Below are 23,017 nucleotides of genomic sequence, written 5' to 3' on the forward strand. Positions count from 1 at the left end.
CCGTGGACGTCGTCCACACTCATCTGCGCCACGAGACCGTGGGCCTCGTGGATGCCTGCCATGCTACGGCGGGCAGTGTAGGACCCCGTGTCAGCCGACCCGGGTCAGGCGTACCGCGTCGGCGACGATGTGGCCGCCGGCCGGTGCCCACCGGCTCACCCCGACCACCGGCCGCCGCCCCGCCGCCAGCGCGAAGACACCCAGCTCCCGCCACCGGCCGCCGCCGGTGCGTTGATCCACCGGCCGGCTGACCAGCCCGGTGGTGGTCTGCACCAGGTGCGGCGCGGCCGGGTGGTAGCCCGACGCCGCCGGATGCCACACGTCGACCCGGTAGCTGCCGGCCGCCGGCACGGTGACGGTGAACCAGGCCGGGTCGCTGACCGGCTGCGGGCTGGTGAACCGGTAGTCGGTGCCGTACCGTCCGGCCGACCAGCTCGACGTGCCCCAGGCGGCGCTGGCGGTGAACCCGTGCGGCGTGCGGTTGTCGACGATCACACTGAACGCGTCGCTGCCGGCGGCCAGCACCCGCGCCGGCCCCGCCGGGCTCTCCCGGTGCTGGCGGTCCAGTGCGGTGACCAGATAGGTGTACGCCGATCCGGGCGCCGCCGTCGCGTCGGTGAAGGAGCCACCAGTGCCGGTGGACCGTACCGTCGCCAGCAGGTGGCGGGCGTCGTCGAACGCGGTCGGGTCGGCCGCGTCGGTGCCGGGGCAGCGGTAGAGCGCGTACGCCGTCGGGACGGCGGCGCCGGTGGCGGCGAGCCAGCCCAGCCTTACCCCGGTCGGGGTGCGGGTCGCGGCGGTGATCGCCGGCGGCGGCGGTGTGCTGCCCGGGGCCGGTACGCCGCCGCGCCCGGCCGCGACCGGCACCAGCGCGGGCCGGGCGTAGTGGTCGGCGACCAGCCGGCTGACCCCGCCGAGCCGGTCGGCGCGCACGTCCTTGCCGCTGAACTGCAGGTCGCCGTGGACCTGCGGGTAGCTGTGGTGCAGCGTCAGGTGCCGGCTCAGCTCGGCCGGGTCCTGCCAGGCCGGGTCCTGCCCGGCGACGCCGACCCGGTAGGTCGACTGCCCGACGAGCAACTCCACACTGGTACCCGAGACCGTCGCCGACCACCAGCGGACCAGCTCGGCGTAGTCGGCGGCCGGGTGGCCGAGGTGCCAGTACAGCTGCGGCGCGATGTAGTCGATCCACTGTTCCCGCACCCAGCGGCGGCTGTCGGCGTGGATCGCGTCGTAGGACTGCAACCCGTTCGTCCGCGAACCGAGCGGGTCGGTGGCGGCGTTGCGCCAGATGCCGAACGGGCTGATACCGAAGCGCACCCACGGCTTGACCGCCCGCAGCCGGTCGCTCGTCTGCGCGACGAGCAGGTCGACGTTGTGCCGGCGCCACGCGGCGAGGCTGTCGAAGCCGGCCCCGTACGCGGCGAAGCTGGCCTGGTCGGCGAAGGTCTGTCCGTCGACCGGGTACGGGTAGAAGTAGTCGTCCCAGTGCAGCGCGTCGATGTCGTAGCGGGCGACCGCGTCGATCATCGCGTCCTGGACGAAGGACCGCACCGCCGGCTGGCCCGGGTCGAAGTAGAGCCGGCCGGCGTACGTGATGACCCATTCCGGGTGGCGGCGGGCCGGGTGGTCGGCGACCAGCCGCGTCGGGTCGGCGTGGTTGGCGACCCGGTACGGGTTGCACCAGGCGTGCAGTTCCAGGTTGCGGGCGTGCGCCTCGGCGACGAGCACGCCCAGCGGGTCGTAGCCGGGGTGGCCGCCCTGCTGCCCGGTGAGCACCGCCGACCACGGCTCGTACGGCGACGGCCAGAGCGCGTCGGCGCTCGGACGCATCTGCACGACGACGGCGTTGCAGCGTAGCCGCCGGGCCAGGTCGAGCCAGTCGCGCAGCTCCGCCTGCTGGGCGTCCGGCGCCAGTCCGGGCCGGCTCGGCCAGTCCAGGTTGGCGACCGTGGCCAGCCAGAAGCCCCGGAACTGCCGCTTCGGCGGAGGACCTGCTGCTGACATGGCCGCAAGGGTGGCGCACATACCGTTATCGCACCGTCGCGCCTGCGGCACCGGTCGGTCAACAGATCGTGTGCATCATAGCCGTTTGGGTAGTGGGCGTTTCGCCGTCAGGGTGGCTGATCCCGCCTACCCGTCGCCGCGTCTGCGCTGGTGGGAGGGCATTCAGCGAGCGATAGTGGATCTTGTTGGAGCCGGCCGGCCCATGCGAGCGTCATCGCCGATCACCGATAGTGAGCCGGTGACTTACCCGCCTTCGAACCCGCCTGGTGGATACGGCAACCCGAACCCGGGGCCGTACCCGCCTGTTCCCCTGCCGCCTGGTGGCTACCCGCCGGGGGCCCACCACCCCGGGACCGCACCCCCGTACGGCGTTCCCGTGCAGCCGGTGCCACCGGGCCGGGGCAAACTGACGCCGCTCGGGATCGTCGGGATCATCGCTGCCGTGGTCGTCCTGTTCTGCTGCGGTGGCGGCGCGCTCATCGGCGCGTTCAACGGGTCCACCGACGAGACGACGTCGACTGCCCGCAGCGGGACCGAGCAACAGGTGGAGTCGGCTGCCGAGGGTGAGGTGTCTCAGGACGGGACCGATACGGCAGTCGCGCCTGCGGACGGCGGCGAGCCTGACGCCCCTGCCGAGGAAGCGCCCCCTCCTGCTCCGGCAGCGGAGCCGGGGATCGGCGACCCGGTCCGCGATGGCAAGTTCGAGTTCGTTGTCAACAAGATCGAATGCGGCAAGTCCAAGGTCGGTAGCGGGTTCTTCACCGAGACCGCGCAGGGACAGTACTGCCTGGTGACAATGCTTGTCACCAATATCGGCGACGAGGCCCGGACCTTCCACGACGGTAGCCAGCGCGCCTTCGACAAGGACGGCCGGCGGTTCGAGGCGGACACTTCCGCCGGGCTCGCGGTCAACCAGGATGCCGAGTCCTTCCTGACCGAGATCAACCCCGGGAACCAGGTGACCGCCATCGTCGCCTTCGACGTGCCGAAGGGCGTCGACCTCGTCTCTCTGGAACTGCATGACTCGATGTTCTCCGGCGGCGTCACCGTGCGCCTCAACTGACTGTCGGTCCGGAACCGGGTCGGGCACGTCGCCGGCAGTAGAATGATCCGGTGATCAGGCTGGCTGCACCAGTGGTGCGTCGCCCCGGGTGGCCAGCCACCAGCCGGCGGTGGCGACCACGGCGACCAGCCCGGCGAAGCCGAACGGGGCGGCCAGCCCGACCCCGGCGGCCAGCGCGCCACCGAGCAGTGCACCACCGCCGGCGGCACCGTAGATCAGCGTCTTGGACGCCGCCGTCACCCGCCCCAGCAGTCCGTCCGGTACGGTGCGCTGCCGTAGTGCCGCCGCGCAGATGTTCAGCACCGCGAACGCGCCGCTGGACACCACGGTCACCATCACCGCCACCCAGATCTGCGGTACGGCGATGAGCAGCGCCGGCACCCCGGCGGTGACCGCCAGGGAGACCGCCAACACCAGCCGGTGCCGGCGGCCGGCGACCAGCCGGTCGGCCAGGAACGCCCCGGCCAGCCCGCCACCTGCCCCGGCGGACAGCAGCAGGCCGTAGCCGAGCGCGCCGACACCGAGCACGTCCCGGGCGTACAGCAGGAAGATCGCGAACCAGGCGGCGTCGGCGGCGGCGACCGCCGCGACCACCAGCGCCAGGGCGCGCAGCGTCCGGTGGCGGGCCAGCCAGCCCAGCCCGGCCCGGACGCTCGGGCCGACCGTCGCGGCGGCGGTCGCGGCGGCGGTCGCGGCGGCAGCCGTGGCCGTGGGAGTACGGGCCAGGCTCAGCGGCAGCGACAGCACCAGCATCACGGCGAGCGCCAGGCTGGCCCCGTTGGCCGCGAACGGTACGGCCGCGCCGACGACGAACAGCGCGGCACCGACCGGTGGGCCGACGAACTCGTTGCCGACGATGGTGCCGGCGGTGAGCCGGCCGTTGGCCCGCTCCAGCGCGGCCGGCGGCACCAGTTTCGGCACCGCCACCTGACCGGCGGTGTCCCGTACCGCCTCGCCGACGCCGAGACCGAACGCGCAGACGGCGACGAGGGCGATGGTGGCGGTGCCGGTGGCCACCGTCGCCACCAGGGCCACCAGCAGCAGGGCGCGTACCGTGTCGGCGGCGGCGAGCAGCGTACGCGGCGCGACCCGGTCGGCAAGCGTGCCGGCGGCCAGCCCGGCGACGAGCCACGGCAGGGTCTGCGCGGTGGCGACGACGGCCAGCCCGAGCGGGTCCCCGGTCAGCGACAGGGCCAGCAGCGGGAGGGCGGCGAGGCGGATCCCGTCACCGTTGTTGGCGAGGGTGGCGGCGCTCCAGAACCGCCAGAACGGTCGACCGAGCGGTTGCGACATGTGTACATCATGCACCGACCGGTCAGAGCCGTTGCCACAGTGCCGGCACGTTCGGCGGTTCCCAGCCGACGAGGGCGGTGTGTGCCTGCCGGCACCGGTAGTCGACGCCGGCGTAGCTGACGACGGCACCGACCTGGTACGCAGTGCCGGCGGCCCAGGTGCCACCGGGCTGACCGGGTGACGCGGTGGGCGTTGGCGTCGGGGGCGCGGTGGTCGGCGGCGGTGGCGTCGGAGTGGGTGACGGCGGGGGTGGGGTCGGCGACGGGCCCGGACCTCCACCGATCTGGACGTCCACGCAGGAGTAGAAGGCGTTCGTGGTGTCGGCGACATTCCAGATCGCCAGCACTTTGTGCCGGCCGGTGCGGCCACCGAGGTGCACGGTGTGCGACACGGTGGCGTTGGGCTGCCGGCCGCCGTCGTCGAACACGGCGATCCGGGTGCTGCCGACGAAGTACTCCCAGGTGCTGGTGGCATGCCGGGCGGTCAGCGTCCAGGTGAAGGTGACCGCCCCGCCGACCGTGGTGGCCGGCCAGTTGACGCTGTCGTCGTCGAGAATGGCGAACCGGCTCACCCCGCCGTGGCAGGTGCGCTGCCCCTTGGGGCCTTCGACGCTCTGCGGCTCCCACACGATCGGGCCGCAGTTGGCGACCCGGCCCTGCGCGCACATCGCCTGTCGGCTGGGCGGGTAGGAGACGTAGCCGTGGGCGCTGGCCGGCGTGGCGACCAGCAGGGTGCCGAGGATGGTGCCGGTGGCGAGCAGGGGCAGGAGAAGTCGTCGTTGCATGGGGCGCTCCGCACGTCGTGGGTGGCGGTGGGGGCGGCCGGCCGTTGCCGACGAAGTTAGCGTAAAGACAGTTAACAGTAAAGATTGTGAACGAAGAATTTCGATACGTCGACGCCCGTGAGTCGCCGTGCGACGGTCAGCCGACGGTGCGACCGTGCCGGTCGCGGGCCTTGATCCGGGTGATCGGCATCTCCGGTGCCGGTAGCGGGGCGTCCACACAACCGGTCACCGTGCCGAACCGGTGGCCGGCCGCCCAGTCGTCGCGGGCCGCCACCAGCTCCTCGTGGCTGCGGGCGACGAAATTCCACCACATGACGAGCGGCTCCTCGAACGGCTCACCGCCGAGCAGGAACAGCCGGGCATCACCGTCGGCGGCGGTCACTGTCGACGCCGACCGACCCTCACCCAGATAGAGCAGCCCACCCTGGGCCAGCTCCACCCCGTCGACCCGGGCCGTGCCGGACATCGCCAGCAGGGCGTACTCGAAATCGTCGCGCAGCGTCAGCTCGACGGGCGCGGGGCTGCCGATGTCGATCTGTGCTCCGACGATCGGGCTGGCCATCCGGGCCGGGGACCGGACGCCGGCGTACTCGCCGACCACCACGGTGAGCCCCGCGTCGCCGGCACCGACCCGCGGCAGCGCGGCGTAGTGCTCGAACCGCGGCTCCCCGTGCCTGGCCGACTCCGGCAACGCCACCCACAGCTGCAGCCCGTGCATCACCGGCGGATGCGCCGGCGGCGACTGCTCCGAGTGGGCGATCCCGTGTCCGGCGGTCATCAGGTTGAGCTGCCCCGGCACGATCGACTGCATACTGCCCAGGCTGTCCCGGTGCAGGATCTCCCCGTCGACCAGCCAGGTCACCGTCTGCAGCCCGGTGTGCGGGTGCGGCGGAATCTGCATGCCGGGCCGCCCGGCCACGTCGTCGGGCCCGAAGTGGTCGACGAAACACCAGGCACCGACCATCCGCCGGGGTCGCTGCGGCAGCAGCCGCCGGACCGTCGTGTAGCGGCCCAACGGTACATCGTGGCCGGGTAGCAGGACGCTTTCCGGCTGCGCACCGGCGACCGTGGTCCCGTCGTACCGGATGCTTCCCGACGCCGCCGCACTCATGCCTCGACCCTACGCGGGATGCCGCCGGGCCGCCGCCGGGATGCGCGGTCACCCGGCGCGGTCCTCCAGGTCGCCCTCGGTCCGCAGGAACACCTCCCGCAGCCCGTCCAGCACCGCCGGGTCGGGGTACTCCCACAGTTTGCGGTCGGCCGCCTCCAGCAGCCGCTCGGTGATGCCGTGCAACGCCCACGGGTTCGACTCGGTCAGGAACCGCTGATTGACCTCGTCGAGCACGTACGTCTCGGCCAGTTTGTCGTACATCCAGTCGGCTACCACCCCGGCGGTGGCGTCGTAGCCGAACAGGTAGTCGACGGTGGCGGCCAGCTCGAACGCCCCCTTGTAGCCGTGCCGGCGCATCGCCGCCAGCCAGCGCGGGTTCACCACCCGGGCCCGGAAGATGCGAGCGGTCTCCTCGTGCAGGGCGCGGGTGCGCACCGCCTCCGGCCGGGTGCTGTCGCCGACGTAGGCAGCCGGGGCCGACCCGGTCAACGCCCGGACGGTGGCGATCATGCCGCCGTGGTACTGGAAGTAGTCGTCGGAGTCGGCGATGTCGTGTTCGCGGGTGTCGATGTTCTTCGCCGCGACCGCGATCCGCCGGTACGCCGACTCCATCTGGTCGCGGGCCGGCGCGCCGTCGAGGTCCCGGCCGTAGGCGTAGCCGCCCCACACCGCGTACACCTCGGCCAGGTCGGCGTCGTCGCGCCAGTTGCGGCTGTCGATCAGCTGCAGCAGCCCGGCACCGTACGTGCCCGGCTTGGAGCCGAAGATCCGCATGGTGGCCCGCCGGGTGTCGCCGTGGGCGGCCAGGTCGGCGCGGGCGTGCGCGGCGACGAAGTTCACCTCGTCGGGCTCGTCGAGGGCCGCGACCAGTCGGACCGCGTCGTCCAACATGGCCACCACATGCGGGAACGCGTCGCGGAAGAAGCCCGAGATCCGCACCGTCACGTCGATGCGCGGCCGGCCCAGCTCCTCGGCCGGGACCACCGTGACGCCGGTCACCCGCCGCGACGCCTCGTCCCACACCGGCCGGACGCCGAGCAGCGCCAGCACTTCGGCGATGTCGTCACCGGCGGTCCGCATCGCAGACGTGCCCCACACCGACAGTCCCACCGAGCGAGGCCAGTCGCCGGCGTCGGCCCGGTAGCGGGCCAGCAGCGACTCCGCCATCGCCTGCCCGGTCTCCCAGGCCAGCCGGCTCGGCACCGCCTTCGGGTCCACCGAGTAGAAGTTGCGCCCGGTCGGTAGCACGTTGATCAATCCACGCAACGGCGACCCGCTCGGCCCGGCCGGCACGTACCCGCCGGCCAGCGCGTGCGCGACGTGGGCCAGCTCGTCGGTGGTGCGGGCCAGCCGGGGGACCACCTCGGTCGCCGCGAAGTCCAGAATCCGGGTGACCAGCGCGGCCCGTCCGTCGGCGCCGAGCACGCGCTTGGCGACCTCGGCGACGGCGTCCGACCGCCAGCCGTGCTCCTCCATCGCCGCGACCAGCTCCCGGGCGGTCGCCTCGGCCGCGTCGGTGTCGTCACGGTCGGTGCCGGACTCGTCCAGGCCCAGCGCCTCCCGCAGGCCGGGCAGCGCGGCCACCTGCCCGGCCCACATCTGCCGGGCCCGCAGCATCGCCAGCACCAGGTCGACCCGGGCCGCGCCGACCGGCGCCGACCCGAGCACGTGCAGCCCGTCACGGATCTGCACGTCCTTGATCTCGCAGAGCCAGCCGTCGACGTGCAGCAGGAAGTCGTCGAACTCGGCGTCGTGCGGCCGGTCGTTCAGACCGAGGTCGTGGTCGAGCCGGGCGGCCTGGATCAGCGTCCAGATCTGCGCCCGGATCGCCGGCAGTTTGGCCGGGTCCAGTGTGGCGATGTTCGCGTGCTCGTCGAGCAGCTGCTCCAGCCGGGCGATGTCGCCGTAACTGTCCGCCCGGGCCATCGGCGGCACCAGGTGGTCGATCAGGGTGGCGTGTGCCCGGCGTTTGGCCTGGGTGCCCTCGCCGGGGTCGTTGACCAGGAACGGGTAGATCAGCGGCAGGTCGCCGAGGGCGGCGTCCGGCCCGCAGTCGGCGCTGAGTCCGACCGTCTTGCCCGGTAGCCACTCCAGGTTGCCGTGCTTGCCGACGTGCACCACGGCGTGCGCGCCGAAGCTGTGCTCCAGCCACCGGTACGCGGCCAGGTAGTGGTGACTCGGCGGCAGGTCCGGGTCGTGGTAGATGGCCACCGGGTTGGCCCCGAAGCCGCGCGGCGGCTGCACCAGCAGCACGATGTTGCCGGTACGCAGCGCGGCCAGCACGATCTCGCCGTCCGGATCCCGGGACCGGTCGACGTACAGCTCGCCCGGCGGCGGACCCCAGTGCCGTTCGACCTGTTCCCGTAGCTCGGTCGGGAACTCGGCGTACCAGCGACGGTAGTCGGCGGCCGGGATGCGCACCGGGTTGCCGGCCAGCTGCTCCTCGGTGAGCCAGTCCGGGTCCTGCCCGCCGGCGGCGATCAGCGCGTGCATCAACGCGTCGCCGCCGCCGTCGGCCAGCCCCGGCAGCGCGTCGGGGCCGTCGGGCGGCCCCACGTCGTAGCCGGCGTCGCGCAACGTCGACAGCAGCGCCAGCACACTGGCGGGGGTGTCGAGCCCGACCGCGTTGCCGATCCGGGCGTGCTTGGTCGGGTACGCCGACAGCAGCACCGCGATCCGTTTGTCGCCCGCCGCGATGTGCCGCAGCGCGCCGTGGCGGACGGCGATCCCGGCCACCCGGGCGGCCCGCTGCGGGTCGGCGACGTAGACCGACAGCCCGTCGGCGTCGATCTCCTTGAACGAGAACGGCACGGTGATCAGCCGGCCGTCGAACTCGGGGATGGCCACCTGGGTGGCGGCGTCCAACGGGGACAACCCGTCGTCGGTGGCCGCCCAGGTCTGGCGGGAGCTGGTCAGGCAGAGTCCCTGCAGGATCGGCACGTCCAGTTCGGCGAGCGCGCCGACGTCCCAGGCGTCGTCGTCGCCCCCGGCGGAGGCGGTCGCCGGCCGGGTTCCGCCAGCGGCCAGCACCGTCACCACCAGGGCGTCGGCCTGGCGCAGGGTGGCCAGCAGCTGCGGGTCGGGCGAGCGCAGCGAGGCGCAGTAGACCGGCAGCGCCCGACCGCCGACGGCGTCGACCGCGTCGCACAGGGCGTGCACGAAGCCGGTGTTGCCGGCCAGGTGGTGGGCCCGGTAGTAGAGCACCGCCACGGTCGGCTGGCCCGGTCCGGTCGGCACGTTCGGGCGTTCCAGTACGCCCCACTCCGGGGCCGGCCGCGGCGCGGCGAAGCCGTGCCCGGTGAGCAGCACCGTGTCGGACAGGAATCGGTGCAGTTCGGCCAGATTGGCCGGGCCGCCGTGGGCCAGATAGGCGTGGGCCTCGGCGGCCACCCCGGCCGGTACGGTGGACAGCTCCATCAGGGCGGCGTCGGGTGCCTGTTCGCCGCTGAGTACCACCACTGGGCGTCCGTCGGTCAGCAGCGCGTCCAGTCCGTCCGGCCAGGCCCGGCGGCCGCCGAGCAGCCGGACCACCACGAGGTCGACGTCGGCAAGCAGGGGCGTGAGGTCGTCGACCGACAGCCGGGCCGGGTTCGCCAGGCGCCAGTCGGCACCGCTGGCCCGTCCACTCAGCAGATCAGTATCTGAAGTGGACAGAAGTAGCATCATCGGACGCCTGGTCCTCCCTCGGGGTCCGCGCCCCGGGTCGTCGGTCGCGGCGACCGGAGTCTCCTGGCTCCCGGATCGAGGCTCGCCCCGGCCTTCCCGCCCCGTGGATCGGGGCCGTGGCCGTCGGTGGGGTCCGCTCCCCGGTGACAGTGGCGGGACCGCGCCGGAATCACACCGGCTTCCTCCACTTGCCGCCGCAGTTGGCTACCGACCACTGTCACGACCCGGGGACGTTTCGTCAAGGTGTGATCTATTCGCCGCGAGGGCGTCGCCTCCCGTGGCAGCCCGTAGTATCCGCCGCGTGTCCGCCTCGCCGCTGCCGCCCGTCCGGGGCGGCCCCGATGCCTGCCCCGGCACGCTGGCGCTGCATCCGGCCGCCGACGGGCACCTCGCCCGGGTCCGCTGCCCCGGTGGGCTGCTAGCCGCCGGCCAGCTGACCGTACTGGCCGCCGCCGCCCGTGACCTCGGTGACGGACACCTGGAGCTGACCAGCCGGGCCAACGTACAACTGCGGGGGGTGGCCGCCGACGCCGCCGGGGTGCTCGCCGGCCGGCTGAGCGCGGCCGGGCTGCTGCCCGCACCCGGACACGACCGGGCCCGCAACATCCTCGGCTCCCCACTGGCCGGTGTGGACAGTGTGCCTCGGTGGGACGTCGCGGCGCAGGTCCGCGCCCTCGACGCGGCGATCTGCGCACAGCCACAGCTGACCCGCCTCTCCGGCCGGTTCCTGTTCGCCGTCGACGACGGTCGGGGCGCCACCGTCGCGGCGCGCCCCGACGTGGGCCTGCTGCCCGGGTCGGACGGCCGGGTCGGTATCCGGCTCGCCGGGGTCGACCACGGCCTACGGACCACGCCGACCGACGCGGTCCGGGTGGCGGTCGCCGCCGCCCGGATCTTCCTCGCCGACGAACGTGCCGTGGCCGGCACCATCTGGCGCATCGGCGACCTCGCCGCCGCCGAACTGGCACGGTTCGTCGCGGCGCTCGCCACCACGCCGGGCGTCCACCGGGTCGCGGCCGACCCGCCGACCGCACCGCGACGGTCCGGCGTACCGCCGGTGGGCGTGCTGCGCCGCCCCGACGGCGACCAGGCACTCGTGCTCGCCGTACCGCTGGGTCAGCTCACCGCCGCGCAGGCCGACCTGCTCGCCGCCGCCGCACCGCAGGCGCGGATCACCCCGTGGCGGACCGTGGTGCTGCCTCGGCTCACCGACGCACCCGGCTGGGCGCGCCGGCTGCACCGTGCGGGTCTCGACACCGACCCCGGGTCGCCGTGGCTCGGCGTCACCGCCTGCGCGGGCCGTCCCGGCTGTGCCCGGTCGCGGGCCGACGTACGGGCCGACGCGGCGGCGACGCACGCCGGCCGGCCGGCCGCGGCCAGTGGGGCGCACTTGCCGGTGCACTGGATCGGCTGTGAGCGCGGCTGCGGCACCCCAGCGGGACCGGCGCTGCGGGTCCTCGCCACCGGCGACGGCTACCAGGTGAGCGCGCCCGGCCGCCCCGCCGTCCACGTCCTACCAGGGGCGGCGCTGGCCGCCGCCGTCCGCACCGCACGCGAGGAGCCGTGATGGACCACGTCCGCGACGGGGCCGAGATCTACCGGCAGTCGTTCGCCACCATCCGCGCCGAGGCCGACCTGAGCCGGCTCACCGCCGAACAGGCCCGGGTCGCCGTCCGGATGATCCACGCCTGCGGGATGGTCGACCTGGTCGACGACCTGGTCTTCTCGCCGCAGGTGGTGGTGGCGGCCCGGGCCGCGCTGCGCGCCGGCGCGCCGATCCTCTGCGACGCCACGATGGTGGCCGCCGGGGTCACCCGACGCCGGCTGCCGGCCGCCAACCCGGTGCTGTGCACCCTGTCCGATCCCCGGGTGCCTGAGCTGGCCGATCGGCTGGGCACCACCCGCAGCGCTGCGGCCGTCGAACTGTGGGGCGACCGCCTCGACGGCGCGGTGGTCGCCGTCGGCAACGCACCGACCGCGTTGTTCCGACTGTTGGAGCTGGTCGACGCCGGTGCCGGCCGGCCGGCGGCGGTGCTCGGCGTACCGGTCGGCTTCATCGGCGCCGCCGAGTCCAAGCAGGCTTTGATCGACCATGGCGGACTGGAACACCTGGCGGTCCGGGGACGACGCGGCGGCAGCGCGATGGCCGCCGCCGCACTCAACGCGATCGCCAGCGACGACGAGGGACAGGTGGGCAGATGAACGCGCGTCGCGGCGGCCCGGGTCGGCTGTACGGCGTCGGCCTCGGCCCCGGTGACCCGGAACTGGTCACCGTGAAGGCGGCCCGGCTGATCACCGCCGCCGATGTGATCGTGCACCACAGTGCCCGGCACGGCCGCAGCGTCGCCCGGTCCATCGCTGAGCCGTACCTGCGCGCCGGACAGATCGAGGAGGCGCTGGTCTACCCGGTGACCACCGAACGCAGCACCCACCCCGGCGGATACCGGGCGGCAATGGACGAGTTCTACGCCGACTGCGCGCGACGGCTGGCCGCCCACCTCGACGCCGGTCGGACCGTGGTCGTGCTCGCCGAGGGCGATCCGCTGTTCTACGGCTCCTACATGCACCTGCACAAGCGGTTGGCGCACCGCTACCCGACCGAGGTGGTGCCCGGGGTCACCTCGATGAGCGGGGCAGCCGCCGCACTCGGCCGGCCGCTGGTCGAGGCCGACGAGGTGCTGACCGTCCTGCCCGGCACCCTGTCCGGTGCGGAGCTGACCCGACGGTTGGCCGACACCGACGCCGCCGCCGTACTCAAGCTGGGTCGGACCTTCCCGGCCGTCCGCGACGCGTTGACCGTCGCCGGCCGCCTCGACGACGCCTGGTACGTCGAGCGGGCCAGCACCGGCGGGCAACGCGTCGCGCCGCTGGCCGACGTCGACCCGGCGACCGTGCCGTACTTCTCTCTGGCGTTGCTGGCCAGCCGTCGCGGTGGCACTGTCGCGGCGAGCGCCGCCGACCCTGCTCGGTCCGGCGGGGGAGAGGTGGTGGTGGTCGGCCTCGGCCCGGCCGGCCGGGACTGGATCACCCCGCAGGCGCAGGCCGCCCTCGCGGCCGCCGACGACCTGGTCGGCTACGGACCGTACCTGGACCGGGTGCCGGCCAACCCCCGGCAACGCCGGCACCCGTCGGACAACCAGGTCGAGGCGCAGCGCGCCGCCCACGCGCTGCGGTTGGCGGCCGACGGAGCCCGGGTCGCGGTGGTCTCCTCCGGTGATCCCGGGGTGTTCGCGATGGCCACGGCGGTGCTGGAGGTCGCCGCCGAGCCCCGCTGGAAGGACGTGCCGGTCCGGGTGCTGCCCGGGGTGACCGCCGCCCAGGCGGTGGCCAGCCGGGTGGGGGCACCACTCGGGCACGACTACTGCGTGCTGTCCCTGTCGGACCGGCTCAAGCCCTGGCCGGTGATCGAACGGCGGCTGCTCGCCGCCGCCCGCGCCGACCTGGTGATCGCGATCTACAACCCGGCGTCGCGCAGCCGGACCTGGCAGCTGGCCAGGGCCCGGGACCTGCTGCTGGAGCACCGGTCGGCACACACCCCGGTGGTGGTGGGCCGCGACGTCGGCGGTCCGGGTGAACGCGTCGACGTGGTGGCGTTGGCCGACCTGGATCCGGCCATGGTCGACATGCGGACCCTGCTGATCGTCGGCTCGTCGGCGACCCAGGTCAGCCACGACGGCGCCGGGCCGCCGGTGGTGTTCACCCCACGGCGCTACCCGGGCTGAGCGCCCGCCGCCGCGCCCAGCCCGATCAGCCAGGTAAGGGCGGCGCCGACGTCGTTGACCGTCGGCACGGGTGGCGCGGCGGCCCGGTCGACCATCAGCACCGGGAGTCCGAGCTCGCGCGCGGCGACCAGTTTGGCGGACGTCTCGTCGCCGCCGCTGTCCTTGGTCACCAGTACGTCGATGGCGTGCGCGCGCATCAGCGCCCGCTCGCCGTCCACGGTGTACGGGCCGCGGTCGAGCAGCAGCACCCGGTCGGCGGGCAGCGGCGGCTGCGGTGGGTCCACCGTACGGATCAGGAAGAAGATCCCGGCCAGCGGCGCGAAAGCGGCCAGACTCTGCCGACCGGTGGTGAGCATCGCCCGGGTGCCCAACCGGGGCAGGGCGGCGGCGGCCGCGCCCAGGTCCGGCACCCGGTGCCAGACGTCGCCCGCACCGGCGACCCAGCCGGGCCGGCGCAGCACCAGCAGCGGCGTACCGGCCAGCGCGCAGGCCCGCACCGCCGAGGCGGAGATCCGGGTGGCGAACGGGTGGGTGGCGTCGACCACCGCGCCGATGCGCTCGTCCCGCAGCCAGCTAGCCAGCCCGTCCGGTCCGCCGAAACCACCGACGCGGGTCTCGCCGTGCGGCAGCCGGGGCCGGGCCACCCGGCCGGCAAGCGAGGTGACCACCCGCGCCGCCGGGTCGGCCGCCAACGCGGCGGCGAGCTGACGAGCCTGGGCGGTGCCGCCGAGAATGAGCACCCGTGGTCCGCCGTCCGGGCTGGGGCCGGTGCGGTCACCGGTCATCGGATTCCTAATGAGTTCTGGGAGTGAGCCATCCGGCAAACTCCTGGTGGGTAGGTAGCCGCCAGCCGGTGAGCACTCCGGGTTCCTGGACGTCGAGTCCTGACGAAAGATCGTGCCCCGGCTGGTCGGTGTGGAGAGTTGATCGCTGATGGGATGTCGTGCCCGCCCGGTCGCGGCGTGAGCACTGCTTCATTAGGTCGCTGATGGTTCTCCTCCTGGCTACCAGCGGTGATCGACTCAATAGGCGGGAGAGACGTTGCTGTTCATAGGAGATGACTGGGCGGAGGACCACCACGACGTCGAGCTCATGGACGCCTCCGGCCGCAGGCTGGCCAAGGCGAGGCTGCCCGAGGGCATCGCCGGCATCACCAGGCTCCACGCGATGATCGGCACGGCGCTCGGCGACGACATCGACGCCGACGCTGCTGCTGCTCAGGTAAAGATCGGTATCGAGACCGATCGGGGCCCGTGGGTGCAGGCGCTGGTCGCCGCCGGGTACACGGTGTACCCGGTCAACCCGTTGCAGGCGGCCCGCTACCGGGAACGTCTGGCGGTGTCCCGGGCCAAGAGCGACGCCGCCGACGCGCACATGCTGGCCGACATGGTGCGCACCGACTCGCACCAACTGAGCCCGATGGCCGGAGACTCGGCGGACGCCGAGGCGGTCAAGGTCGTCACCCGGATGCACAAGACGCTGATCTGGGAACGCACCCGTGCTGTGCAGCGGCTGCGGCACGCGCTGCGGGAGTACTTCCCTGCGGCGTTGGAGGCGTTCGAGGACCTCGACGCCGCTGACACCCTGCAACTCCTCGCGAAGGCCCCTGATCCGGCCAGCGCCGCCCGGCTGAGTATCAGCCAGATCAGCGCCGCTCTCAAACGGGCCCGGCGCCGCGACGTCGCGGCCAAGGCCGCGTCGATCCAGGCGGTGCTGCGTGCCGAGCACCTCGGCCAGCCGGCCGTGGTCACCACCGCCTACGCCGCGTCGGTGCGCGCCCTGGTCGCCCTGCTGGTCACTCTCAACGAGCAGGTCAAGGCCCTGCAAGGGCAGGTGGAGGACCATTTTGGCCGGCACCCGGACGCTGAGATCATCCTGTCCCAGCCCGGACTGGGTGCCGTCCTCGGCGCCCGGGTGCTCGCCGAGTTCGGTGACGACCACGACCGCTACGCCACCGCGAAGGCCCGGAAGAACTACGCCGCGACCAGCCCGATCACCCGCGCGTCCGGGAAGAAGAGGACCGTCGCGGCCCGGTTCGTCCACAACGACCGGCTCATCGACGCCCTGATGACCCAGGCGTTCTCCGCGTTGAAGGCCTCGCCGGGTGCCCGCGCCTACTACGACCGGCAACGTGCCCGCGGCGCCAGCTACAACGCCGCGCTGCGCCAACTCGCCAACCGGCTCGTCGGCATCCTGCACGGATGCCTGAAGACCGGCACCGTCTACGACGAGGCGACCGCGTGGTCGCATCACCTCAGCAAGGCTGCTGCTTGACATTCAAGCTCCTGGGATGTCTTTCGTGGATACTCCGGCCTTCTTCAGGCGGGGAGGATTGTCAATGCCGGCACCGGTCGGCGCTGTACAGATGGCTGTCGGGGAAATTTTCCGCGCCGAGCACCGCGCCGACGATGATCACTGCGGTACGCCGTACGCCGGCGGCGTGCACCTGGTCGGCGATGTCGGCCAGCGTGCCCCGCAGCGCCACCTCATCGGGCCGGCTGGCCCGGGCCACCACCGCCACCGGACAGTCCGCGCCGTAGTGCGGTACCAGGTCGGCGACGACGGCGTCGATCCGTTGCACCGCCAGGTGCAGCACCAAGGTGGTCCGGCTGGCACCGAGGGCGGCCAGCTCCTCACCGGGGGGCATCGGGGTCGACCGGTCCGATACCCGGGTCAGGATCACCGTCTGTCCGACCTCGGGGACGGTCAACTCCCGCCCGAGCGCGGCGGCTGCGGCGGCGAAGGCGGGCACGCCGGGCACGATCTGGTACGGCACCCCGGCGGCGTCCAACCGACGGATCTGCTCGGCGACGGCGCTGAACAGCGAGGGGTCGCCGGAGTGCAGCCGGGCGACGTCGTGCCCGGCGGCGTGCGCGTCGACCATCTCTGCGACGATCTCGTCCAGGGTCAGCCGGGCGGTGTCGACCAGCCGGGCCCCGGGCGGGCAGTGGGCGAGCAGCTCGGTCGGGACCAGACTGCCGGCGTACAGGCAGACCGGGCTGCTCGCGATGACCTCGCGGCCACGGATGGTGATCAGGTCGGCGGCACCGGGGCCGGCCCCGACGAAGTGGACGGTCACCGGCGGTGCACCACCCACTGGGTGACCGGCATGGCCGGCCGCCAGCCGGTGAAGCCGCCGACCGGCGCTGCCCGACTGATCGCGATCCGGGTCAGGTCGCCGCCGTGGCGGGCATACCAGTCGGCGAGGAGCACCTCGGACTCCATGGTCACCGCGTTGGCCACCAGCCGGCCGCCGGGCCGCAGCGCCGACCAGGCGGCGTCCAGCAGCCCGGTGGTGGTGACCCCGCCGCCGACGAAGATCGCGTCCGGGGGGTCCAGGCCGACCAGTGCCTGCGGGGCCGCCGCGGCGACCACCGTGATGCCCGGTACGCCGAGCGTCTCCGCGTTCGCCGCGATCCGTTGAGCCCGCCGCGGGTCGTGCTCTACGGCGATGGCCCGGCACTGCGGGTGGGCGCGGGACCACTCGATGGCGATGCTGCCCGATCCGGCCCCGATGTCCCAGAGCAGCTGCCCGGGCAGGGGACCCAGCCGGGCCAGGGTGACCGCCCGGATCTCCCGTTTGGTCAGCTGGCCGTCGTGCTGGTAGACGTCGTCGGGCAGCCCCGGTATCCGGGGCAGCGGCGGGGTGTCCGGCTCGGCCCGGCACTGCACCGCGACGACGTTGAGCGGGTCGACGTCGAGGCCGCCCCAGTCCTGGGCGGTTGCCGTCCGCAGCCGTTCCCGGGCGCCGCCGAGTTGTTCCAGCAGGGTCAGCGGGCTGGGTCCGTAGCCCCGTGCGGTGAGCAGGTCGGCTACCTCACCCGGGGTGGCCGTGCCGGCGCTGAGCACCAGCAGCCGGCGCCCGGGGTGGACCAGGGGGTGCAGCAGCTGTACCGGGCGGCCGACGGCGCTGACCACGTCGACCTCTTCGACCGGCCAGCCGAGCCGGGCGCAGGCCAACGAGACCACCGACGGGTGAGGCACCGCCCGTACCCGCTCGGGGCCGAGCAGCCGGACCAGGGTGCCGCCGATGCCGTAGTGCATCGGGTCGCCACTGGCCAGCACAGCGAGGTGCTGCCCGCGGTGTTCGTCGAGCAGTCGGGGCAGGTGGGCGAGCAGCGGGGTGGGCCAGGTGCCGGTGGTCGCCGGCCGCTCGGGCGGTGGGATCAGCTCGATCTGCCGGCGGCTGCCCAGCAGCGCGGTCGCGGCGCGCAGCGCCGACCGGCCGGCGCCGGACAGCCCGTCCCATCCATCGGCGCCGATACCGATGACGGTGACCACAGCCGGTCCGGATCTGGGGGGCATCGTCCGACGGTAACGGTTCGCCGCGTCGCTCGACATGGCCACCCCGCCGGTGGTGATCCGCGTGACGCCGCCCGGATCAGACGTTGCCGAGCCGACGGGTGACCGTGATGACGAGCACCACCCGATCCGGGTTGGGGCGTGGTACCCGGTACCGCAGGGCGTAGCGCTGCTCCGCATCCCGGACCGTTGGCGGATCGTCGTGCAGCCGGGCCAGGCCTTCCAGCGTCGACCATCGCTTCCCGTCGACCTGGCAGACGGCCACCCGGGCCCCGGTCACGCCGGCGGCCCGCACGTGTGCGGCCTTGCGGGACCGGCCGGAGGTGATCACCCGGGCGACGCCGCCGTCCGGGTCGAAGGTCACTCCCACCGGAACCACGTGCGGGCTTGCGTCCGGGCGCAGCGTGGTCAGCGTGCACAGGTGCCGTTCGCGCCAGAAGTCGCGCAGCGCGTCGCTGACCTTCGGCCCGGAAGCAGATGTCGTCACCCGTCGTATTCTGGCACCGTGGGCGCCGGGCGGCGGTCCCGACGCGCCCGTGTGGGGCTGGCCGGCCGGTCCCGGTGCGGTCGGTGCCGAATCGGCTGCGTTGAGTCGTGGCTCAGCAATGGGGTGCCGTGCTGGCCGTCGAACCAAGCAATTGCTAGTCCGCTACAGCGCGTCCAGCAATCGTTCTCGCAGGGTGCGCGAGTAGTGTGTCTCGGCGGGGCGGCGCGCCTTAACGTCGGTCTCCCGCAAGAGTCGGCTGCGTCGCCCCACCTTCGAAATCGGCCATCGGCGGCGGCCCGGTGGGTGCCCGTCCCGGTGCTGTCGACCCCGCCCCGTCGACGCGGTGCCCGTCGGTCTAACGATCTGTAGACCCGGTTGAACCGTCCCCGTCGGACCGCCGTATGCATGGTCGAGACACCGGCGGAGACCGCCGACGCCTCACCGAACATCCTCCGACAGTGTCTGGCGGCCCCACGCTCGGGGCGTCGCCGGACACGGGCCGTGCGGCCCACCGGGATGCCGTCGATCGAGCGGCGCGGCTACCGGCAACTGTCCCCAGAAGGGTTAGGTTGTCAGTCCCATGTACTCGCGTTCTCCCCGGCGGAGGGTCGACCACCCGGTCGGTCCCTCGCCGTTGAACTCCCGGCGGTGGAAGGTGGCCGGCACGGTCGGCTTGGCGGCTGTGATCATGGGGGCCGGTCTCGGTCTCGCGGCGGCGGACACCTCTGCCGCCAACGATGTCGGGGTGATCGTCTGTCCGAGCGTGGTGGACCGGTTGCCGGCGGTGCCGGCGGCGGCGCAGGCCGAGGTGGACCGGAATCTGCAGGCGCTGGAGACGCAGCTTGCCGAGGCCAACGCGCGGTTGGTGAGCAGTCAGGGTCAGGGTGGTCCCAACTTCGTGGACAACGCGATTCTTGGTCCGTTGGCGAGTAAGCGGGCGGCGGCGATCGAGCGGATCGCGATCTCGATCGGTCGGCAGGGGCAGCACCCGGCCGGTCTGGACCAGCTCGCCACCTGTGAGCTGCGGGAGGACTGACTCCGGCCGACACAGACAGGTTCCCGCCGCTCACCCGGGAACCCGCCCCTCCGGCGCCGCCCTCCTCGCGGTCGCCGGAGGGGCATCTTAATTTCGGCTTAGAATCTATTGTGATCATACGGTGACTTTGTGTGTCGCCAGGTACGTTTTTGCACGTGGATTGAGTGGTAGGTAGCGGGATGATTCCGGCAGCCTGGTGACCTGACAATCAAATCCGCGTGCCGTTCATCCGTCGACGCCTCAACTACGTAGATGCTGAGGGACGGCACTGGAGCGGGCGAAACGACCGGGAAGCGGTACGGTTTCTCCGGCGCCAAGCCAAGGGCAGGGCACTCGCGGTGGACCGGGCGGATCGGTCCGGCCGGTGCGGGTGTGTGGATGGCACCGAGTGGAGATCGAGGAGCAGATGGCGCGGACGAACCAGAACCAGCGACCCGCCGGCCCCAGGGCAGAACTCTCCGGCGGGCGACAGCCGTCCCGCCTTTCGGTCCTGATTCTCTCGGCGTCGGTGCTGGCGGCCTTCTGGGCCCTGGCGATGCTCACGTCGGCAGGCCGGGTCGGGTACGTCTACGCGTTCTTCTTCCTGGATTTCTTCGGTGGCGTCTTCGCCCTGGTCGCGCTCAGCATCACGGTGATGGTCGGTCTGCTGGCGACCGACCGGATCGTGCTGCTGCCCCGGCACCGGGTGCTGCTGCAGTCGGCGCACCGCACCACCGGGATCATGGCGATCACCTTCCTGGTGCTGCACGTCATCACGCAGATCACCACCGGTGCGGTCTCCGCTGTCGGGGCGTTCATCCCGTTCCTCGGCGGCGGTCAGGCGATCTACGTGGGTATGGGCACCCTCGCGGCGTACCTCATGTTCGCCATTATGTGGACCGGTCTGGCGCGGGCCCGGTGGGTCGGTGTGGGCCCGCCGTGGCTGTGGCGAGCGCTGCACAGCGGCGCCTACGTCGCATGGCCGATCGGGATCACGCACGGACTCGGCACCGGCCGACCTCCGGCGACCTGGGTGACGCTCAGCTACGTGATCTGCGTCGTGCTGGTGGTGATCGCTCTACTGGTCCGGTTCGCCACCGGCGTGGGCAAGAAGAAGCCGTTCGTGTCGCAGGCCACCGGCACCTCGATGAAGCCGGTCGGCAGGATGGCCGACGACTCCCGGTCCGGATCCGGATCGTCGCGCCGCCGGGGCAGCCGGGACGACGGGATCAGCCTGGAACCGGCGACCGCCCGCTTCGGGTCGTTCGGCGACAGTGGTGTGGACATGATCGATTCATGGGCGCCGGCCGGTGCCGGGCGCGGCACGTCCACCCGGTCCGCCGACCGGTACCGGGTACCCGAGGTGGGACGACCCGCACCGCGGTCGCGTCCGGCCGCGACCGAGGACTCCCGGGAGTACCGCCGGTCCGACTCCGGCCGCGGTCGCTACGCCGAGGAGGAGACTGGCCGGGGCCGGTACGCCGAGGACGACACCGGCGCACGCCGGCGCTACACCGAGGAGCCGGACCAGCGGCGCTACGCCGAGCCGGCCGGCGGCCGGCGGCGCCAGGTCGCCGACGACGGTGGTTACGAGCCTCGCGAGTCACGGCGTTCGGTGGCGGAGACCATCGGCTCCCGGGGCCGCTACGCTGATGACCGTCCGGTCTCGGGCACCGGTGCCCGTAGCCGGTTCGCCGACGACCGTCCGGTTTCCGGGGCCGGCCCGCGCGGCCGGTTCGACGACCGTCCGGTCTCCGCCGAGCCGGCCCGCGGTCGGGCGTCGCGCTACCGGGCCGACCCCGATCCGGCACCGGTGGACCGGGAGCTGGATGACTACCTGCCGGCCGACGACACCCCGACGCTGGTCGATCTGGCCTCCCGGCGGGCCCAGCGGGCGGCTGCGGCGGAGTCCGCGGGCAGCCGGCGGTCCCGGCGACGTCGGGACGCGGAGGATTCCGACGACGAGTACTGGACGCAGCTTCGAGGAGAGGCGAATTGAGCACGGCATCGGTCCCGCCGGTCGCCACCGTCGGCCCGCCCCGGTTGACCGCCGGGTTCGAGGAGTTCGGTCGGCTCGATCTGCGGGCGCACGAACAGGTGCACGGCGGGGTCGGACCACTGTCGGTCGACGACCTGATGCGCTTGGCCGAAGCGATCGACCTGCGGGGACGGGGCGGCGCCGGGTTTCCGTTCCACCGCAAGGTCAAGGCGGTCGTCGAGTCAGCCGACAAGCAGGACAAACCGGTTGTCGTCGTGGTCAACGCCACCGAGGGGGAGCCAGCCAGCTGGAAGGACAAGGTGCTGCTCACCCGAGCCCCGCACCTGATCCTGGACGGCGCCGCGTTGGCGGCGTACGCGCTGGAGGCCGACGAGATCGTCATCGGTGTCGCCGACGACGGCGTCGGCGGCGCGTCGCTGTCGGCGGCGCTGGCCGAACGCCGGATGCCGGTGCCGGCCAGCATCGTCACCGTCCCGCACCGGTTCATCTCCGGCGAGGGCGGGGCGCTGGTCCGGGGCATCAACGGTCTCCCGCACATCCCACCCGGCGTCAAGGTCCGGGCCAGTGACTCCGGGGTGTCCGGCCTGCCGACGCTGCTGTCCAACGCGGAGACGTACTCCCAGCTCGCCATCGCCGCCCGGCTCGGCCCCTACGAGTACGGCGCGGTCGGCCTGGCCGACGAACCGGGGACGGTGCTGCTGACCATCGGCGGGTCCGCCGCCCGTCCGGCCGTGGTGGAGTGCCCCACCGGGACCCCGCTGCGGGACATTCTGGAACTGTGCGAGGCACCGGTCGGACCGGGGCTGCTGATCGGTGGCTTCCACGGCAAGTGGATCACCCCTGAGGCGGTGTCCGTGGTCGACGTGTCCCGGAAAGGTTTCACCAAGGTCGGTGGCACGATTGGCGCCGGCATCACGATCCCGCTCGGCGACAGCACCTGTCCGATGGGCGAGGTCGCCCGGGTGGTGCACTATCTCGCCGGTGAGTCGGCCGGGCAGTGCGGGCCCTGTCGGCTCGGCCTGCCGGACCTGGCCCGCACCGTCGACTCCCTGGTCATCGGCAGCGCGGCGGTCGATATGGTCCGGGCTGCGGCGAGTGTGGTGAAGGGCCGGGGTGCCTGCAGCCATCCGGACGGTACGTCCCGGTTCGCCATCTCGGCGCTGGAGGTGTTCACCGAGGACCTGGCCGCCCACGCCCAGGGCGACGGCTGCGGCAAGCCGGTCAAGGGTGTCCTCCCGTTGCCGGCTGACGCGCCGTCCGGCGGCACCAAGCGGCTGAGTGTGGACTGGACCCGGTGCGACGGGCACGGCCTGTGCGCACACGTGGTTCCGGAGTTCATCCGTCTCGACGCGAACGGCTATCCGGCCTTCCCGCCGTCCCCGGTTCCGGTGTGGTTGGAACCGGGTGCCCGCAAGGCGGTCAACATGTGTCCGGCGCTGGCGTTGCGGTTCGGCGAGGGCAAGGGCGGCCACTGACCGCAGCCGCCGGCCGTCCCGCTTCGCAAACCGGCACGTCGGCGGCTTCCCTTCCCGACCGGCTGCTGAGACACTGCTGTGGTGTTGAAATATGTC

17 protein-coding genes and 1 riboswitch are annotated in these 23,017 nt (G+C 73.0%); of the genes, 8 read left to right on the forward strand and 9 right to left on the reverse strand.

The genetic code is table 11. The annotated features are described in order from the left end of the window. Nucleotides 1–90 precede the first annotated feature (90 nt). Entirely contained in the window at nt 91–2,004 is a 1,914-nt protein-coding gene (locus O7553_RS11205; protein ID WP_281554733.1) for a family 10 glycosylhydrolase, read from the reverse strand. 442 nt (nt 2,005–2,446) lie between these two features. On the opposite strand from O7553_RS11205, the gene O7553_RS11210 reads away from it, so the two are divergent. Next, on the forward strand, nt 2,447–3,067 hold the full coding sequence (locus tag O7553_RS11210) for a DUF4352 domain-containing protein (RefSeq protein ID WP_281554734.1): 621 nt from the start codon (nt 2,447–2,449) through the stop codon (nt 3,065–3,067). Nucleotides 3,068–3,121: 54 nt separating this feature from the next. Here O7553_RS11210 and O7553_RS11215 read toward each other — a convergent pair whose 3' ends face one another. The 4 genes from O7553_RS11215 to cobN form a co-directional block, all read right to left on the reverse strand. Next, nucleotides 3,122–4,360, reverse strand: a complete 1,239-nt coding sequence (locus O7553_RS11215) for an MFS transporter (RefSeq protein WP_281554735.1) — start codon at nt 4,358–4,360, stop codon at nt 3,122–3,124. Between the two features lie 22 nt (nt 4,361–4,382). Then, the gene (locus O7553_RS11220) at nt 4,383–5,144 is read right to left on the reverse strand and encodes a lytic polysaccharide monooxygenase (protein ID WP_281554736.1); all 762 of its coding nucleotides are present in this window, start codon (nt 5,142–5,144) and stop codon (nt 4,383–4,385) included. A gap of 136 nt (nt 5,145–5,280) precedes the next feature. Beyond that, nucleotides 5,281–6,255 carry a pirin family protein gene (locus O7553_RS11225; RefSeq protein ID WP_281554737.1) on the reverse strand — a complete coding sequence of 325 codons (975 nt, stop codon included), beginning with the start codon at nt 6,253–6,255 and terminating at the stop codon, nt 5,281–5,283. 48 nt (nt 6,256–6,303) lie between these two features. After that, on the reverse strand, nt 6,304–9,921 hold the full coding sequence (gene cobN, locus O7553_RS11230) for a cobaltochelatase subunit CobN (protein WP_281554738.1): 3,618 nt from the start codon (nt 9,919–9,921) through the stop codon (nt 6,304–6,306). A 56-nt stretch (nt 9,922–9,977) separates the two neighbouring features. After that, nucleotides 9,978–10,106: riboswitch (cobalamin riboswitch) on the reverse strand. A gap of 116 nt (nt 10,107–10,222) precedes the next feature. Between cobN and O7553_RS11235 the strand changes: the two genes are divergently transcribed. The 3 genes from O7553_RS11235 to O7553_RS11245 are packed head-to-tail and all read left to right on the forward strand — an operon-like array spanning nt 10,223 to nt 13,643. Next, nucleotides 10,223–11,488 (forward strand): precorrin-3B synthase, encoded by a 1,266-nt coding sequence (locus O7553_RS11235; protein ID WP_281554739.1) that lies wholly within the window; start codon nt 10,223–10,225, stop codon nt 11,486–11,488. Continuing rightward, entirely contained in the window at nt 11,485–12,123 is a 639-nt protein-coding gene (locus O7553_RS11240) for a precorrin-8X methylmutase (protein ID WP_348650080.1), read from the forward strand. Before O7553_RS11235 ends, O7553_RS11240 begins: the two co-directional genes overlap by 4 nt. Continuing rightward, nucleotides 12,120–13,643, forward strand: coding sequence for a precorrin-2 C(20)-methyltransferase (locus O7553_RS11245; RefSeq protein ID WP_281554741.1), 1,524 nt, complete (start codon nt 12,120–12,122; stop codon nt 13,641–13,643). Before O7553_RS11240 ends, O7553_RS11245 begins: the two co-directional genes overlap by 4 nt. Here the strand turns inward: O7553_RS11245 and O7553_RS11250 are convergent. Beyond that, the gene (locus tag O7553_RS11250) at nt 13,631–14,428 is read right to left on the reverse strand and encodes a cobalt-precorrin-6A reductase (RefSeq protein WP_281554742.1); all 798 of its coding nucleotides are present in this window, start codon (nt 14,426–14,428) and stop codon (nt 13,631–13,633) included. The genes O7553_RS11245 and O7553_RS11250 overlap by 13 nt on opposite strands. A gap of 256 nt (nt 14,429–14,684) precedes the next feature. On the opposite strand from O7553_RS11250, the gene O7553_RS11255 reads away from it, so the two are divergent. Continuing rightward, nucleotides 14,685–15,917 (forward strand): IS110 family transposase, encoded by a 1,233-nt coding sequence (locus O7553_RS11255; RefSeq protein WP_281551456.1) that lies wholly within the window; start codon nt 14,685–14,687, stop codon nt 15,915–15,917. A 61-nt stretch (nt 15,918–15,978) separates the two neighbouring features. Here the strand turns inward: O7553_RS11255 and cobM are convergent, their stop codons facing one another. From cobM to O7553_RS11270, 3 genes are all read right to left on the reverse strand, one after another. Next, nucleotides 15,979–16,722, reverse strand: a complete 744-nt coding sequence (cobM, locus tag O7553_RS11260) for a precorrin-4 C(11)-methyltransferase (RefSeq protein WP_281554743.1) — start codon at nt 16,720–16,722, stop codon at nt 15,979–15,981. Continuing rightward, nucleotides 16,719–17,948: a precorrin-6y C5,15-methyltransferase (decarboxylating) subunit CbiE gene (gene cbiE, locus O7553_RS11265; protein WP_281554744.1), complete on the reverse strand. Its 1,230-nt coding sequence runs from the start codon at nt 17,946–17,948 to the stop codon at nt 16,719–16,721. The genes cobM and cbiE overlap by 4 nt, the downstream gene beginning before the upstream one ends. A gap of 76 nt (nt 17,949–18,024) precedes the next feature. Further along, nucleotides 18,025–18,432, reverse strand: a complete 408-nt coding sequence (locus O7553_RS11270) for a PPOX class F420-dependent oxidoreductase (RefSeq protein ID WP_281554745.1) — start codon at nt 18,430–18,432, stop codon at nt 18,025–18,027. Between the two features lie 580 nt (nt 18,433–19,012). On the opposite strand from O7553_RS11270, the gene O7553_RS11275 reads away from it, so the two are divergent. From O7553_RS11275 to O7553_RS11285, 3 genes are all read left to right on the forward strand, one after another. After that, entirely contained in the window at nt 19,013–19,468 is a 456-nt protein-coding gene (locus O7553_RS11275; protein WP_281554746.1) for a hypothetical protein, read from the forward strand. Nucleotides 19,469–19,856: 388 nt separating this feature from the next. After that, entirely contained in the window at nt 19,857–21,446 is a 1,590-nt protein-coding gene (locus tag O7553_RS11280; protein WP_281554747.1) for a hypothetical protein, read from the forward strand. Continuing rightward, complete coding sequence (locus tag O7553_RS11285) at nt 21,443–22,921, forward strand: NADH-quinone oxidoreductase subunit NuoF family protein (protein ID WP_281554748.1); 1,479 nt, start codon at nt 21,443–21,445, stop codon at nt 22,919–22,921. Before O7553_RS11280 ends, O7553_RS11285 begins: the two co-directional genes overlap by 4 nt. Nucleotides 22,922–23,017: the final 96 nt, after the last annotated feature.

It is taken from the genome of Solwaraspora sp. WMMA2059 (assembly GCF_027497315.1).
GTDB lineage: Bacteria > Actinomycetota > Actinomycetes > Mycobacteriales > Micromonosporaceae > Micromonospora_E.